Annotated in this window: 16 protein-coding genes; 9 read left to right on the forward strand and 7 right to left on the reverse strand. The window is 35.6% G+C overall.

Annotated elements, in window-relative coordinates; genetic code table 11:
* Positions 1-63: 63 nt before the first annotated feature.
* Entirely contained in the window at positions 64-159 is a 96-nt protein-coding gene (locus RBU60_RS11215) for a DUF3492 domain-containing protein (protein WP_308865129.1), read from the reverse strand.
* 119 nt (positions 160-278) lie between these two features.
* Between RBU60_RS11215 and RBU60_RS11220 the strand changes: the two genes are divergently transcribed.
* Positions 279-1,394, forward strand: a complete 1,116-nt coding sequence (locus RBU60_RS11220) for a DEAD/DEAH box helicase (RefSeq protein WP_308865131.1) — start codon at positions 279-281, stop codon at positions 1,392-1,394.
* A gap of 51 nt (positions 1,395-1,445) precedes the next feature.
* Here RBU60_RS11220 and recQ read toward each other — a convergent pair whose 3' ends face one another.
* Both recQ and RBU60_RS11230 read right to left on the reverse strand, forming a co-directional pair.
* Entirely contained in the window at positions 1,446-3,566 is a 2,121-nt protein-coding gene (gene recQ, locus RBU60_RS11225; RefSeq protein WP_308865132.1) for a DNA helicase RecQ, read from the reverse strand.
* Positions 3,567-3,702: 136 nt separating this feature from the next.
* On the reverse strand, positions 3,703-3,987 hold the full coding sequence (locus tag RBU60_RS11230; RefSeq protein ID WP_308865134.1) for a hypothetical protein: 285 nt from the start codon (positions 3,985-3,987) through the stop codon (positions 3,703-3,705).
* A gap of 155 nt (positions 3,988-4,142) precedes the next feature.
* Between RBU60_RS11230 and RBU60_RS11235 the strand changes: the two genes are divergently transcribed.
* From RBU60_RS11235 to RBU60_RS11270, 8 genes are all read left to right on the forward strand, one after another.
* Entirely contained in the window at positions 4,143-5,414 is a 1,272-nt protein-coding gene (locus RBU60_RS11235; protein ID WP_308865136.1) for an MFS transporter, read from the forward strand.
* A complete protein-coding gene (locus RBU60_RS11240; protein ID WP_308865137.1) occupies positions 5,414-5,983 on the forward strand; it encodes a Crp/Fnr family transcriptional regulator in 570 nt (189 codons plus the stop codon). The genes RBU60_RS11235 and RBU60_RS11240 overlap by 1 nt, the downstream gene beginning before the upstream one ends.
* Before the next feature lie 85 nt (positions 5,984-6,068).
* A complete protein-coding gene (locus RBU60_RS11245) occupies positions 6,069-6,749 on the forward strand; it encodes a type 1 glutamine amidotransferase domain-containing protein (protein ID WP_308865139.1) in 681 nt (226 codons plus the stop codon).
* Complete coding sequence (locus tag RBU60_RS11250; protein ID WP_308865141.1) at positions 6,750-7,847, forward strand: alkene reductase; 1,098 nt, start codon at positions 6,750-6,752, stop codon at positions 7,845-7,847.
* Between the two features lie 116 nt (positions 7,848-7,963).
* Positions 7,964-9,241: an FAD-dependent oxidoreductase gene (locus RBU60_RS11255; RefSeq protein WP_308865143.1), complete on the forward strand. Its 1,278-nt coding sequence runs from the start codon at positions 7,964-7,966 to the stop codon at positions 9,239-9,241.
* Positions 9,242-9,267: 26 nt separating this feature from the next.
* A complete protein-coding gene (locus tag RBU60_RS11260) occupies positions 9,268-10,320 on the forward strand; it encodes an NAD(P)-dependent alcohol dehydrogenase (protein WP_308865145.1) in 1,053 nt (350 codons plus the stop codon).
* Positions 10,321-10,454: 134 nt separating this feature from the next.
* Positions 10,455-11,120, forward strand: a complete 666-nt coding sequence (upp, locus tag RBU60_RS11265; protein WP_308865146.1) for a uracil phosphoribosyltransferase — start codon at positions 10,455-10,457, stop codon at positions 11,118-11,120.
* Position 11,121: 1 nt separating this feature from the next.
* Positions 11,122-11,637, forward strand: a complete 516-nt coding sequence (locus RBU60_RS11270) for a GNAT family N-acetyltransferase (RefSeq protein ID WP_308865148.1) — start codon at positions 11,122-11,124, stop codon at positions 11,635-11,637.
* Between the two features lie 206 nt (positions 11,638-11,843).
* On the opposite strand, the gene RBU60_RS11275 is transcribed toward RBU60_RS11270, so the two are convergent.
* The 4 genes from RBU60_RS11275 to RBU60_RS11290 form a co-directional block, all read right to left on the reverse strand.
* Positions 11,844-12,758 (reverse strand): hypothetical protein, encoded by a 915-nt coding sequence (locus tag RBU60_RS11275; RefSeq protein WP_308865151.1) that lies wholly within the window; start codon positions 12,756-12,758, stop codon positions 11,844-11,846.
* 94 nt (positions 12,759-12,852) lie between these two features.
* Positions 12,853-13,374, reverse strand: coding sequence for a T9SS type A sorting domain-containing protein (locus RBU60_RS11280; RefSeq protein WP_308865153.1), 522 nt, complete (start codon positions 13,372-13,374; stop codon positions 12,853-12,855).
* A 24-nt stretch (positions 13,375-13,398) separates the two neighbouring features.
* Complete coding sequence (locus RBU60_RS11285; protein WP_308865155.1) at positions 13,399-13,806, reverse strand: FG-GAP repeat domain-containing protein; 408 nt, start codon at positions 13,804-13,806, stop codon at positions 13,399-13,401.
* A gap of 81 nt (positions 13,807-13,887) precedes the next feature.
* Positions 13,888-14,187 carry an FG-GAP repeat domain-containing protein gene (locus RBU60_RS11290; protein ID WP_308865157.1) on the reverse strand — a complete coding sequence of 100 codons (300 nt, stop codon included), beginning with the start codon at positions 14,185-14,187 and terminating at the stop codon, positions 13,888-13,890.
* Between the last annotated feature and the right edge of the window lie 511 nt (positions 14,188-14,698).

A 14,698-nucleotide genomic window follows, 5' to 3' on the forward strand; every position in this document is an offset into this window, starting at 1 on the left:
AATGGAACTAAAATTAAAAGGATTTTTTAACAAAGCGGCCTAATAAAATTAGTCACAAAATTACTAGGAAGTCCAAAGTGTTTGGCACCATGTAGAGACACCACCTCCGTTAAACGGAAAAGTACCTTCAGCAATAAGCATCACCTTTTTCTTCTTCATCAATGAAATTTAATAACGGGAGTAAAGATAGAATACTTTAAGCACATGAATAGTTTTGAGATTTTAATATTTAAATGCCGTTGTGAAAACATTTGGTTTAACTTTGCAAAAAAAAAGAAATGAGCACATTTTTAGAATTAGGAGTAGAAGCCAACATCGTAAAAGGCTTAAACGAATTGAATATTGTTACTCCCACTCAAATTCAAGAAGAGACCATTCCATTATTGCTAAATAATGAAACCGATTTTGTTGGTTTAGCTCAGACGGGAACTGGAAAAACAGCAGCTTATGGCTTGCCAGTTCTTCATAAAATTGATCCTGAAAAACCCCAAATACAAGCTTTAATTTTATCTCCTACAAGAGAATTGGTGCTTCAAATAAAGAAACAACTCTTTAAATTTACCAAGTACAGCGAGGATAAAATCTTTACGGAAGCCGTATATGGCGGAGAAAAAATTGATATTCAAATCAGAAACTTAAAGCGTCCTACGCATATTGTAGTAGCCACTCCCGGAAGGTTGGTGGATCTTATGGAACGCGGAGACATTAAGCTGACCAGTGTGACGACCTTAATTCTTGATGAAGCCGACGAAATGTTAAGCATGGGCTTTAAAGATGATTTGACTAAAATTATAAGAGAAACGGGAAGACAAAAATCTACTTGGTTGTTTTCTGCCACCATGCCCGAAGGAATAGAGCAAATTGTAAAAAAATATATGTCTCCTAAAGCTCCCCGAGTGGAAACCAATAGAAAGTCACTCATCAACGAAAATATCACGCATCAATTTATACGAGTTTCTAGAGCAAATAAAGATACGATTTTGGTCAACCTTCTTGATTCTAAAAAGGAAGAACGCGGAATCATCTTTACTAGAACTAAAGCCAACGCCCAGCAAGTTACCAAGCTTTTAAAAGAAGAAGGATTTTCTGTGGAAGCTTTAGAAGGGAATATGCAGCAGAAAGAACGCGAAAAAGCGATGCGAGCCTTTAAAAAGGAAAACATACAATTTATGGTTTCTACCGATGTTTCTGCACGAGGAATAGACGTTCAAGATTTAGGTTTTGTGATTCACTACCAATTACCAGAACAATTGGAGTATTATACCCATAGAAGTGGAAGAACTGCAAGAGCGGGTAAAACAGGTTTCTCTATCGCGTTGGTATTGCCTCACGAAATAGAATTGATGAAAGAAATCAGTAAAAAACTAGAGATTCAGTTTATAGAAAGAAAGTAAACCTATGCTTTAGGTAGGTTGATTAACTGCACTTTAAGACAACACATTGGGTTAGTTTTTATTGATCACAGCCAAGGCTAATCTTATGCTGTGATACGAAAGTTTCTCGTCAAAGAACTCAAAATACTCTTTGAGACCGTCTGGAGAATTCAACTTCGTTTTAGCTTGTTTTACTTGATCTACTTCTCCCGGACTCACATAGGTATGGATAGGAACTTTTTTGCCATCTTCATATAGTTTAGCGATATGCGAATAAATAGTGGTAGAACTTAATCCCCTTTCTTTAGCAATGCTTTCTACCGATTTTTCTTCTTGCAATAAACTGAGCGTTTTAAGATAAGTATTTCCTTTCTTTTGCTTTGGCGCAGGTTTAGACTTCAAAAACTCCCTGATTTCTGCAATAAACTCATCGCCGTAAACTTCTAATTTACGCTGTCCTACACCGCTAATTTTTAAGAACTCTTGTTCACTTAGCGGACGTTCTCTTTCAATTTCTTTAAGGGTAGCGTCGTTAAAAACGAGGTATGCAGGAATATCTTCCTCTCTAGAAATCTTATACCTCAACTTTCTTAATTGCTCAAATAAACTATTTGCTACAGGTTTTCCGGCTTCCTTCGCCACTTTTTTCTGCTGTGCTTTTTGTTCTTTTAAGGTTTTGGGTTTCGTTAAAAACACTTTTTGATTTTCAAACAAAACCTTCTTAGAAAATGGGGTAAGTTGTAAGCTATTGTGGAGGTGGAATGCAATCTCGCAATATCCTTGGTTAATCAACTGGGTTAAGTAATGTTGCCAATCTCTCCAAGAAATAGCGTTACCAATCCCGTAAGTTTTTAAATTCTGATATCCTTTTTCTAAAATCACCTGATTTTGAGCACCACGTAATACGTCGATTACCGTTCCGGCGGCAGCGGTTCCTTTTAAGCGTGCGATACAAGACAATAACTTTTGAGCAATCACGGTCCCTTCAAAAAATTCAGGGGGATTCTTACACACATCACAATTCCCACAATTCTCTTCTAACAATTCTCCAAAATAGCCTAATAAAATTTTTCTTCGGCAATCGGTAGCTTCAGAAAACTGCGTCATGCGTTCTAGTTTAGCATTTTGAAACTCTTCATTACTGGCGCCTTCCGTAAAGCGTCTTAACTGAATTACATCTGCATAAGTGTGAAAAAGCAAGGCGTTAGAAGGAAGTCCGTCTCGGCCAGCCCTACCAATTTCTTGGTAGTAGCCTTCCAAGTTTTTAGGCATATTGTAATGAATCACAAACCGAACGTTAGACTTATCGATTCCCATCCCAAAAGCTACGGTGGCGCAAACCACTTTGGTTCGGTCAAAAATAAAATCTTCTTGAACTTTAGAACGTTGGTCAAAACTCAGTCCTGCATGGTATGCGGTGGCTTCAATGCCTTTATTCTTCAGCTTTTCGGCAATGCTTTCGGTTCCTTTTCTGCTTAAGCAATATATAATTCCTGATTCTCCTGCGCGTTTTTGTACAAAACTCAGGATTTGTGTCACTCTGTTCGTGGCAGGTCTAACTTCTAATTCTATATTTTCCCGATCAAAAGAGCTGATAAATTGTTTGGCGTGCGGAATATTTAGTTGATCTACAATATCTTTTCTCGTGGCTTTATCTGCAGTAGCGGTAAGCGCAATAATGGGTGTATCTGGAAAAGATTTCTTTAAAAACCCCAATTGCTGATAAGAAGGTCTAAAATCATGTCCCCAAGAGGAAATACAATGCGCTTCATCTATGGCCAGGCAACTAAAATAAGTGGGTTTTAAAATATCGCTCAAGGCGGAAAGACTTTCGGGAGCTACATATAATAGTTTTAATTTTTTCTCGTAAACCTGCTTGATAATTTCTTGTTGTTCCTCACTACTCTGACTGCTGTTGAAGTACGCTGCAGCAATTCCGTTCGCCTTTAAACCATCTACTTGGTCTTTCATTAAAGCAATTAACGGAGAAATCACCAAGGTGGTGCCCTCAAACAATAAAGCTGGCAGCTGAAAACAAATCGATTTTCCTCCACCCGTAGGCATAATCACCAACACATCTTTGTGGTTAAGAACACTTTCTATAATCTCTTCTTGTTGGGGTCTAAATGTATCGTAACCAAAATACTTTTTTAGGGTAGGGTAGAGCTCTGTTTGGTAGTTTTCGACAATCATAAAGAGAAATGTTTAAGCTACAAAGTTAGCGAAAACAAACGGAAACTAAATAGAAAAGCGACCTCATAAAGGTCGCTTCAATTTGTTTTATAAGAAACATTCTTAAGTTAACGCAGTGTAAAATAAGAAGACAAATCTAACTATCTGCGCTGTGATCTTCTTCTAGTTCATTATTATTTCCACCTTGACTATACACGTCATTTTCCTCATCTTTAAGACCAAGAGAACCATGGTTCTTTTTAGCGCTATTGCTTCCAGGTACGTCTAAATCTTTTCCTTCAAAATCGGCTTTACGCTTTCTGTCTCTCAACATTTCGTCATCGCCGCCATCGTCGTGTACGTTTTCGGTATTTAAACGTTCTTTTTCTCTTGGGGTAACATCACTATTGTACAATGGTGTTTTTTTCTCTTTATCTTTCATGATTTTTTCTTTTAAATTACAGAGAATTGAGCTTATTTGCCTAAGGTTTAACTTCCTTTAACAGCGACCTCTTAAAAATAACTTTAAGTAAATTCTTCTAAGGGTTAAGACTAAAATCTTTAATTTTGTAATCCTAAATTTCACAAGTTTCTTTTATGGCTAAAAATGATCCCTATGCTGCGCTGCGCTATAAGGAATTCAATATTTTTTTATTGCTTCGCTTTGCGATGGTTTTTGCGTGGTCTATGCAGTTTATTGTCATCGAATGGGAAGTGTACAGCCTGACTAAGAATCCGCTTTCGTTAGGAATAATCGGACTTATGGAAGTAATTTCGGCAGTTTCCATGGCGCTTTTCGCCGGTCATATTGTAGATCAAAAAGAAAAGAAAGGTTTGCTGTTGAAGTGTTTGCTCGGCTTTTCGGTGATTAGCATAGGTTTGTTTCTGTTGACTTGGCCTAGAATAATAGCGGGTTACGAACAAAATCATATCTTATATGGTATCTATGGCTTGGTTTTCCTTGGCGGAATTGTTCGCGCATTTATGGGGCCTACCATATTCTCTTTGTTTGCTCTAATTGTTCCCAAAAAAGTATATCCCAATGCTGCGACTTGGAGTAGTTCGGTTTGGCAAATGGGAGCTGTTTTAGGTCCGGCTTTAGCAGGATTTTCTATTCATTGGATCGGCGTCCATTGGTCCATGTGTCTCATTTTTGGCTTTTCGTTGATGGCGTTAATCGCATTATCTCAAATTTCAACTAAGCCTATCTTGAACCCGAAAATAGGGGAGAATGTGTTTAAAAGTTTACGCGAGGGAGTCAAATTTGTTTTTAGTACCAAAGTGATTTTAGGCGCTTTAACCTTAGATATGATTGCCGTTCTTTTTGGTGGCGCCGTTGCCTTATTGCCTATTTTTGCACAAGACATTTTAAAAGTTGGGCCTGAAGGCTTTGGGATTTTAAGAGCTGCTCCAGCGGTAGGAGCTTTACTCACCATGTTTACTTCGGCTTATTTTCCGCTGCATAGAAATGCAGGAATAAAATTATTAGTGGCTGTTTTCTTATTTGGTTCGAGTATCGTGTTGTTTGGCTTGTCTTCTTGGTTCTGGTTGTCAGTGTTTGCGTTATTCTTTAGTGGAGTTACCGACGGAATCTCGATGATTATTCGACAAACAATTCTTCAACTAAAAACCCCAGATCATATGCGAGGACGCGTAGCTTCCGTGAACTCTATGTTTGTAGGCTCCTCTAATGAATTAGGCGCTTTTGAAAGTGGATTAACAGCTAAACTCATGGGAACAGTAACTGCGGTTGTTTTTGGAGGAACTATGACCATGATTACCGTGTTTAGTACAGGCGTTTTATTTCCAAAATTAAGAAAGTTAGATTTACAGAAAGATATTGATGATCACGATAAAAATAATGCCTAATGATTCAAATTCTAGAACATGTAGAGAAAGTAATTCCTCTTTCCGATAAGGAAAAAGAAGAGTTTCTTAGCATCTTGCAGAAAGTCAGTTTAAAAAAGAAAAGCTATTTAATACAACCGGGAGAACAGGTAAACTCAGAATATTATGTAGTGAAAGGCAGTCTTATGGCTTTTTATTTAGATGAAAATGATCAACAACACATGATTCAATTTTCGATTGAAGATTGGTGGATTAGTGACTTTGAAGCTTTCTTTAAAGAAGAACCAGCGCAATTGTATGTTCAAGCCAATGAAGATTGTGAGCTTTTAGCCATTGATAAAACAGCTTTAGAAACCTTGTATCAACGCATTCCCGCTTTTGAACGCTTTTTTAGAATTAAAACCACGGGCGTTTTTGTTTCCTTAAGACAGCGTATTTTATCTTCTCTACGGAAAAATGGAAAAGAAAGGTATATGGAGTTTTGTGCACAATATCCTCTTATGGAGAAACGCTTTCCTAATTACCAGATCGCCAATTATCTGGGATTAAAACCAGAAAGCTTGAGCAGGATTCGTAAAGAATTGGCGTAATTAACATCTTTTAACGCGTGCTGCTAACCTAAGTTAACCTGTAAAACAATAGATTGTAGTTATCTTTGAAAAAAAAGAATTGACTATGAAAAAGATATTATTTGTATTGACTAGTAACGATCAACTAGGAGATACTGGAAACAAAACAGGATTTTGGATAGAAGAATTTGCTTCTCCTTATTACTTATTAAAAGATGCGGGTTTTGAAGTTAGTTTAGCATCGCCCAAAGGAGGTCAGCCTCCAATTGATCCAAATAGTGAAGCCGATGACGCGCAAACTGAAAGTACCAAACGCTTTTATAAAGATAAAGAGACACAAGCGGTGTTGGCTCATACCGAGTTACTTTCTAAGGTAGATCAAAAAGACTATGATGCTGTATTTTATGCTGGGGGACACGGAGTTTTATGGGACTTGGTAGAAGATAAAGATTCTAAAGCTTTGATAGAAAGTTTTTATAAAAATGATAAACCAGTCTCTTTTGTTTGTCACGCACCAGCGGTTTTAAAGCATATTAAAAATGCAGATGGAGAGCCTTTAGTGAAAGATAAAAAAGTGACAGGATTTACGAATCAAGAGGAGGATGGTGTACAATTAAGCGAAGTAGTTCCTTTTTTATTGGAGGATATGCTCATCGAGAATGGGGGAATTTACAGTAAGATTGAAGACTGGCATCCTTATGCGGTTCAGGATGGATTGTTGATTACGGGACAAAATCCAGCCTCATCAGAAAAAGTGGCTCAGTTGTTAATTAAAACTTTAAGTTAAATGAAGAAGCAAGCTTTATTACAAGAATATAACCTTAACGGATTAAAATTACCTAATAGAGTCGCTATGGCGCCAATGACTAGGAGCAGAGCGACCAATGATGCCAAAAAAGCTACTGCAGAAATGGAGGGCGAATATTATTCACAACGCTTTTCTGCAGGTTTATTAATTACTGAAGGTTCTCCAGTTTCTAAAGAGGCTGTGGGTTACGTTAATGTTCCGGGAATTTACACTCAAGAACAAACAGAAGCTTGGAAAGAAGTGACTCAAAAAGTACACGAAGCCGAAGGGAGAATTTTTATTCAGTTATGGCACGTGGGAAGAATTTCGCATCCAGATTTTCACGAAGGGAAGAAGCCTTTGGCACCATCAGCGATTAACTCCAACACCAAATCTTATACACCAGATGGTTTTAAAGATACGGTAACGCCCAAAGAAATGAGCTTGGAAGACATTAAGAGAACCATTCAAGATTTTGCCAATGCAGGTAAAAATGCGATGGAAGCAGGTTTTGATGGCGTAGAGATTCATTCTTCTAACGGATATTTATTTCATCAGTTTTTTAATAATCACTCCAATACAAGAGAGGACGAATACGGCGGAAGTATCGAAAAACGAGCCAAGTTCTTGTTTGATGTGATTGATGCGATGAAAGAAGTGATGCCAGAGCAAAAAATAGGTTTGCGTTTAAATCCGTCTTTACACGGTATTTTCGGAATGGAAATGGATGAAGAAACCATTCCTACATTTGATTATATCGTATCCAAACTAAACGATTACGATTTAGCGTATTTGCATTTATCAGAACCTTTTAATGACGTCTCTGATGTTCCTTATGCGGTAAAAGAAATCGCCAAACATTACCGTCCGCTTTATAAAGGAACTTTAATGATCAACGCAGGCTTTGATCAAGAAAAAGGAAATCAAGTGATTGAAGAAGGAAACGCCGATTTGGTTGCTTATGGGAAACCTTACATCTCTAATCCAGATTTGGTAGAGCGTTTTGAAAAAGGAATTGCCTTATCAGATTGGGGTGAAGATACGTTCTATGTACCTGGAAAGAAGGGTTACTTAGATTATGAAATCAAGGCGAGATAGGCATAAATCAATAATGACTTTTCTTAATCGTTAAGATATATACAAAAAAAGGCTTTTAAAAGACAGTTCTCTTTAAAAGCCTTTAATTTTACCATTAGGCAAGAAAAAATGACTTTATGGAAAAGAAAAACTACAAGATATATATTGTTGGCGCAGGAATTAGTGGTTTGATTGCAGCTCAAATTCTTGAAAATTTTGGATACCATCCTATCATTTTAGAAAAAAGCGAAAGCGCTGGGGGAAGAGTTAAAACTAAGGTGGTTGATGGCCACCGATTGGATATAGGATTTCAGGTTTTACTGGAAGCTTATCCTAAGGCAAAAGAATACCTTGATTTAGAGAAGCTAAACCTGCAGGCTTATAAACCCGGAGCTAGTATTTATCTCGATTGTAAATGGCAAAATATAGGTGATCCTTTGCGGAGTTTCGATTTGTTAATTCCTACACTTTTCAATACCGGCGGATCTATTGCAGATAAATGGAAAGTATTCCAGCTCAGCAATCATCTAAAATCAAAATCAATTGAGTCTATATTTCAAGAAGAAGAATTAACCACGTATGATTATTTGATAAAGTATGGTTTTTCTGAAAAAATCATTCAATGCTTTTTTCAGCCTTTCTTTTCAGGGATATTTTTAGAAGATAAGTTAGAGACAAGCAGTAGAATGTTTCAGTTTATTTATAAGATGTTTTCAGAAGGAAAAACGAGTGTTCCTAAAGATGGAATAGGAGCAATTCCGCTTCAGCTAAAAGAAAACTTAAAGCATACTCAGTTTAAATTTAATACTTCCGTAAAGTCAGTTGAAGATCAAAAGATCATTTTAGAGAACGGAGAAACTATAGAAAGTCATTTTACCATTATTGCCACAGAAGCGAGTGACTTGGTTTCTAATTTAAAAAATCAAGCTACCGATTGGAGAAGTTGTGATACTCTTTATTTCTTAACGGAAGAAAACTTTTTAAGTACCGACTTAATAGGACTTTTGCCACATCAAGATGCGTTGATTAATAACTTTGTCTTTGTAAAAGATGCTAAAGCTAAAGAATTGGGTAAACATTTATTGTCGGTTACGGTGGTTAAAAAACATAAGCTCTCATCAGAAAATTTGGTAAAACGCATTCAGAAAGAGTTGAAAAATTACTTAAGCATTCAAAAAGCCAATTTCTTAAAACACTATTACATTCCGCGTTCGCTGCCTAAGCTGACACATACGGCTTATGAAATTATGGATACCGAAACTCAGCTCACACCTTCCATTTATTTAGCAGGCGATCAATTGCTTAACGGATCTTTAAATGCGGCGATGATGAGTGGGGAAAGAGCTGCCTTGGGGGTGATTAAATCATTAGAAGATGGGTTGGTGGTAAACGAACTCACTTCAGAATACAGATAAATTAAATTAATATAAAACAAACATTTATGAGCACTATAAAAGCATACGGAGCACAAGATAAAGACGCCGATTTAAAACAAATCGACATTGAGCGCCGAGAAGTAAAAGACAAAGATGTAAAAATACAAATCACTTATTGCGGAGTTTGTCATAGCGACATTCATACCGTAAGAAACGATTGGGGTGGCGCAAAATATCCCGTAGTTCCTGGACACGAAATTGTTGGGAAAGTGATGGAAGTAGGAAGCAAGGTGTCCAACTTTAAAGAAGGCGACTTGGTAGGTGTAGGCTGTATGGTCGATTCTTGCCAGGAGTGTGACCCTTGTAAAAAAGACTTAGAACAATTCTGCGAAAGCGGAATGGTGGGAACCTATAATGGAAAAGACAAGCATTTAGGCGGACATACCTTTGGGGGTTATGCTGAAACGATTGTAGTGGAAGAGCATTTTGTGTTGTCTGTTCCAGAAAATTTAGACGCAAAAGCTGTGGCACCATTGCTTTGTGCAGGAATTACGACCTATTCTCCCTTACGTCATTGGAATGTGAAAGAAGGTGATAAAGTAGGCGTAATTGGATTAGGAGGTCTAGGCCATATGGGAATTAAATTAGCGCATGCTATGGGAGCCAAAGTAGTGATGATCACAACTTCTCCAGATAAAGCCGAGGATGCCAAACGTTTAGGAGCTGATGAAGTATTGATTTCAAAGAATAAAGAGGAGATGAAAAAACACAGAAACTCTTTTGATTTATTACTGAATACCGTACCGGTGGGGCACGATATTAATCCGTATTTAGCCTTGTTAAAAATTGATTCTACTATGGTAATGGTGGGAGCCATTGAGCCTTTAGAACCTATGCACGGCGGAAGCTTGATTTCGGGAAGAAAACGTGTTGCGGGTTCTTTAATTGGCGGAATTAAAGAAACACAAGAAATGCTTGATTTCTGCGGAAAACATAACGTAGTGAGCGATGTAGAAATGATAGATATTCAAAACATTAATACCGCTTACGAACGCGTAGTCAACTCTGATGTAAAATACCGTTTTGTCATTGATATGGAATCGTTGAGAACGGCATAAATTATTTATTTATAAGTAAGATAATTATAACGGAACGGAATTTATTTTCGTTCCGTTTTTTTTGTGTGTAGACAAATAGAGTAAACATATGAAAAACCTTATATTTTTTTGTAGTTTTATACTAAAATCAAAAGATGCATATTCATCACCTTTTAGACGAAAACTCTGTTGCGAATACCTTTATTAGCGAATTACGAAATGTAGAGATTCAGAAAGATCAAATGCGCTTCCGCAGAAATATAGAACGCTTAGGAGAAATTTTAGGTTACGAACTAAGTAAGAAACTTTCTTATGAACCGCAAACGATGACGACTCCGTTAGGAGAAGCTACTCACCAGATAATTCAAAACGAATTGGTAGTTTGTTCCATTTTAAGAGCGGGATTGCCTTTGCATCAAGGCTTACTTAATTATTTTGACAAAGCAGAGAACTCCTTTATTTCGGCTTATAGACATCATCCCAATCCCTATAATGATGCTGAATTTGAGATTAAAGTAGAATATTTAGCTTCCCCATCTTTAGAGGGAAAAACCTTAATTTTAGCAGATCCTATGTTAGCTACTGGGCGTTCTTTTGTAAATGTGTACAAGGCATTAGAAAATATGGGAAAACCTAAAGAGATTCATTTGGTGGCTGTGATTGGAGCGGAAGAAGGGATTGAACTTTTAAAGAAAGAATTTCCAGAAGACACCCATTTATGGATTGCCACTATAGATCCTAGCTTAAATGATAGAGGTTATATTGTCCCCGGTCTTGGGGATGCAGGTGATTTATGCTACGGAAGTAAAATGCAACATTAAAATGGATTATTATCAATTGGAAAGTGAACGCTTAATTTTTAGAAAGCTAACCGAACAAGACATTTCTAGTTGGGCAGAGTTTTTTGTCAATAACGACCGACTCCAATTCTTTAATTTTGATCTTTCAAAAAGTAAAGAAGCCTTGGCGGAAGAGTGGATTCAAATTCAGTTAAAGCGGTATCAAAACAATCAGTTTGGGCATTTGGCAGCAGAACTTAAATCTGACGGAACATTTATAGGCTTAGCCGGAATACTTCCTAGAGAATTTAAAGGAAAACAAGAATACGAAGTGGCATATTCTTTAAAACCCGCTTATTGGGGCAAAGGTTATGGAACTGAAATGGCTAAAATCATGAAAAACTTCGGATTTAAATACTTAGAAACGCCAAGATTAATTTCAATGATTTCTTTTGGGAATGAAGCGTCGATCAACGTGGCAAAAAAGAATGGAATGCAGCTGCTTTTTGATGCAGAATTTGAAGGGGAACTTTTGCATATTTTTGGGATTAAGTGCTAGAATTGTTTTTTCTAGATCCTTTGAACATTGTCTTGTAATCTAAATGCCATGTAATGAGTAGATTTAGACTGCTAAATTTTTAACTATATTAAGTTTCACCTTTAATTAAAACATTCCTATCTATTTAAATATGGAGAAATAAAGGAGATAGGAGTTTCGGTTTTAAAACTATAGTTCTAACAATCATTAAAAGGCAATAGTTTTAATTAATCTCTTAACACTAAAGATTCCGTACCAAATATAGTCCTAGAGATAATATGGTTAACATTTCCATTTTGTCCTACTCCAAAATCAACTATAACGTGATCTATGACAATTGGATCCCCATAAATATTCTGTTTTATTTCTTTAAACACTCGCTTAAGTACTTGTCCTTGTGCTTGACTTTGAAAAATGTAAAAAGGATTGCCAATGTTAGGATTTTCATCTTCAGAATTTTCAACGAAGGTATTGGAAGCTGAATCATAATAATATGCTGCATTAAGCTGACCATTATATAGTTGACTTGCAGAAATGGGATTGTCACTTATCCAAAACCCCGTGAATGAGGTTTGCCCAATGGTACTTTGTGTTAGATCTATTATTTTCTCGTAGTCTAATGCGATGGTATTATTTTTTTGAAAACTTGTATAATAGCTGCTTTCTATAGAATCAATATGCCCACTCAATATTATACTGGAGTTTTCAGTAAGTGTAGAAACTAAGGTTTCACTGTCAATAATATTTCCGTCAATACTTAATCTATCATTATCAATAAACCAGGTAGCTTTATAATAAAATTTAACTGCTGAATCATAAGAATATAAGGGTGTAAATTGAGTTATTAAATAATCCGAGTTTCGAAAAAGACGCCCTATTAATACTGTACTATCTTCCTGAAAACGATAAATTAATCCGTCACAATAGGTTCCAGGATGACATCCATCTTCTGTAATCACCCAATCACCAATTATTTTACTTTCTAATTGCGAGTTTGTGTTGTCTGTCTCAGTCTCAGTCTCAGTCTCAGTTTCAAATTCTGGTTCATTTACTCCAACTTCTTCTGGTTCGCATGAAGAAAATAGAAAAATAAAAATCATACTAACCATCGTAATGCGGGAAATAGAGAGATTTATGCTCATAATAAATTTTAGTTATTTTAAACAAATAAACCAAGAATAACGATTTTAAACAATACCCATTATTGGGTATTGTTAGGAATCATTGAATAAACAATTAATTTTTGATGATTTTATGAATAGTTAAACCTTCAAGGTCTTCCATAATTAAAGTATAGATACCTGCTGGCAGCCTTGATAAATCTAGGGTTTTAGTTTTATATACTTCCATTAATTTAGCACCTTGAAAATTATATATTCTCAATTTTTGGAATTGATGGGTAGAATTTAGGATTCCATTCGTTGGGTTTGGATATAACAAAATAGTAGGAGCCTCTAGATCATCTATGTTTAATAATGATTCGTTCATATGAAAAGCAATCGTATTATTTCCGCCGGACCACACATAATCTAAGCCGTTTTGATTGTCGACATTAATAAGTTGTAAAGCTCCCATTATTAAACTATCATCTTGATAAACTGATATTTCATTAGTAAAATTTTGATTCGCATCATTTTCAAAGATTGAAACATGATTCGCATATGAAGTGTAAAGGTCTTCCAATCCGTCATTATTATAGTCTATTGAATTTAAGGAGAGAAGATTTGGAATATTAGACAAAGTAGCTTCGTAAGTCATAACACTACTTCCGTTATTACTAAATCATTTTACTTCTCCAGCATGGTTTCTTCCAACAACATCCATATCGCCATCATTATCTATGTCAAAAGGATGTACCAGAAAAAATATTTCAGAAATTAGGGAATAATAATGGGGTGAAAACACGGCATTGCCATTGTTTAAATAAATAACTAAGCCTTCAGTTTCTCCATTTATTAAATCAATGTCACCATCACCATCCATATCTGCTGTAGCTAAGTCCAAGCACTCTAAAACGCGAGTTGAAGAAGAACTCGTGCTTAAAATAGTTTCTTTAGAAAAACTTCCACTTCCGTTATTTCTATATAAATCGATTGAATGCTGACCAATAATAACGATATCATCAGAATTGTTATTATCGAAATCTGCAACTACCACATCATTTACCTGAATCGAAATGTTAGAATCCAAAGATACACCTAGACTAAATGAACCAGAATTGTTAATGTGTATTTTTGCTTCTTTATTGATGCCTCCAATCGATACAATATCTTACCAGTTATCATTATTGAAGTCGCCTACAGCAATTCCTTTACAATAACCAAATGATTCTATTAAGTTAAAATTTGAAAACGTGTTGTTTGTTAGGTTTTGATAAAATCCTATTCCTCCAGCGTTACCTGTTTTTGAAACTAGAATTTCATTAAATCCATCGTTATTTAAATCAACAGATTCGAATTTAGTAACACCAGCGGTTTCTAAGGATGTATCTATGAAATTTACTGAACCTATTTGCGCATTAATAATTAATGGGAAGATAATAATGAGTATATTGAAATAAGTTTTTTTCATATGATCTTTTTAACGTTGCAAACATATAGTTAATCTATTGTATCAAAGATAGTTATTTTTGATAGAAAAGTATATTATACCCTTTTGACTATCTAATGTCGCATATAATTTTTTTCTTTTCCGACCAGATTCGACTTTGCTCAGCACGAGTAGCTATATTTTAATTTTTTATTTTATCTGAATTCAAAATAATTCAAATTAGGAATACTATATTAAATAATTAAATTGGTATTTACGGGTATTGATCGCGTGTAAATTAGATCAGTTTAATGCCCAAAAATACTATTTTGAATCATTAGTTTCTGGTTAAAATATTTTAGAATCTGTTTAAGTTAATTATAGAAAGTAATAAAGATATTTTTTGGTTGCAGTTCCTTGCTCTTGTGTTAAGTTTTATTTTAAAATTTATCTAAGATGTATAATTTAAAAAAAATAATAATCAGTATTTTACAGATTAAATCTTACTTCTATTATCTTATAGCGCCCGCCCGTCCCATTCGGGCGGGAGAGC

The organism is Mesonia profundi (assembly GCF_031085155.1).
GTDB classification, from domain to species: domain Bacteria; phylum Bacteroidota; class Bacteroidia; order Flavobacteriales; family Flavobacteriaceae; genus Mesonia; species Mesonia profundi.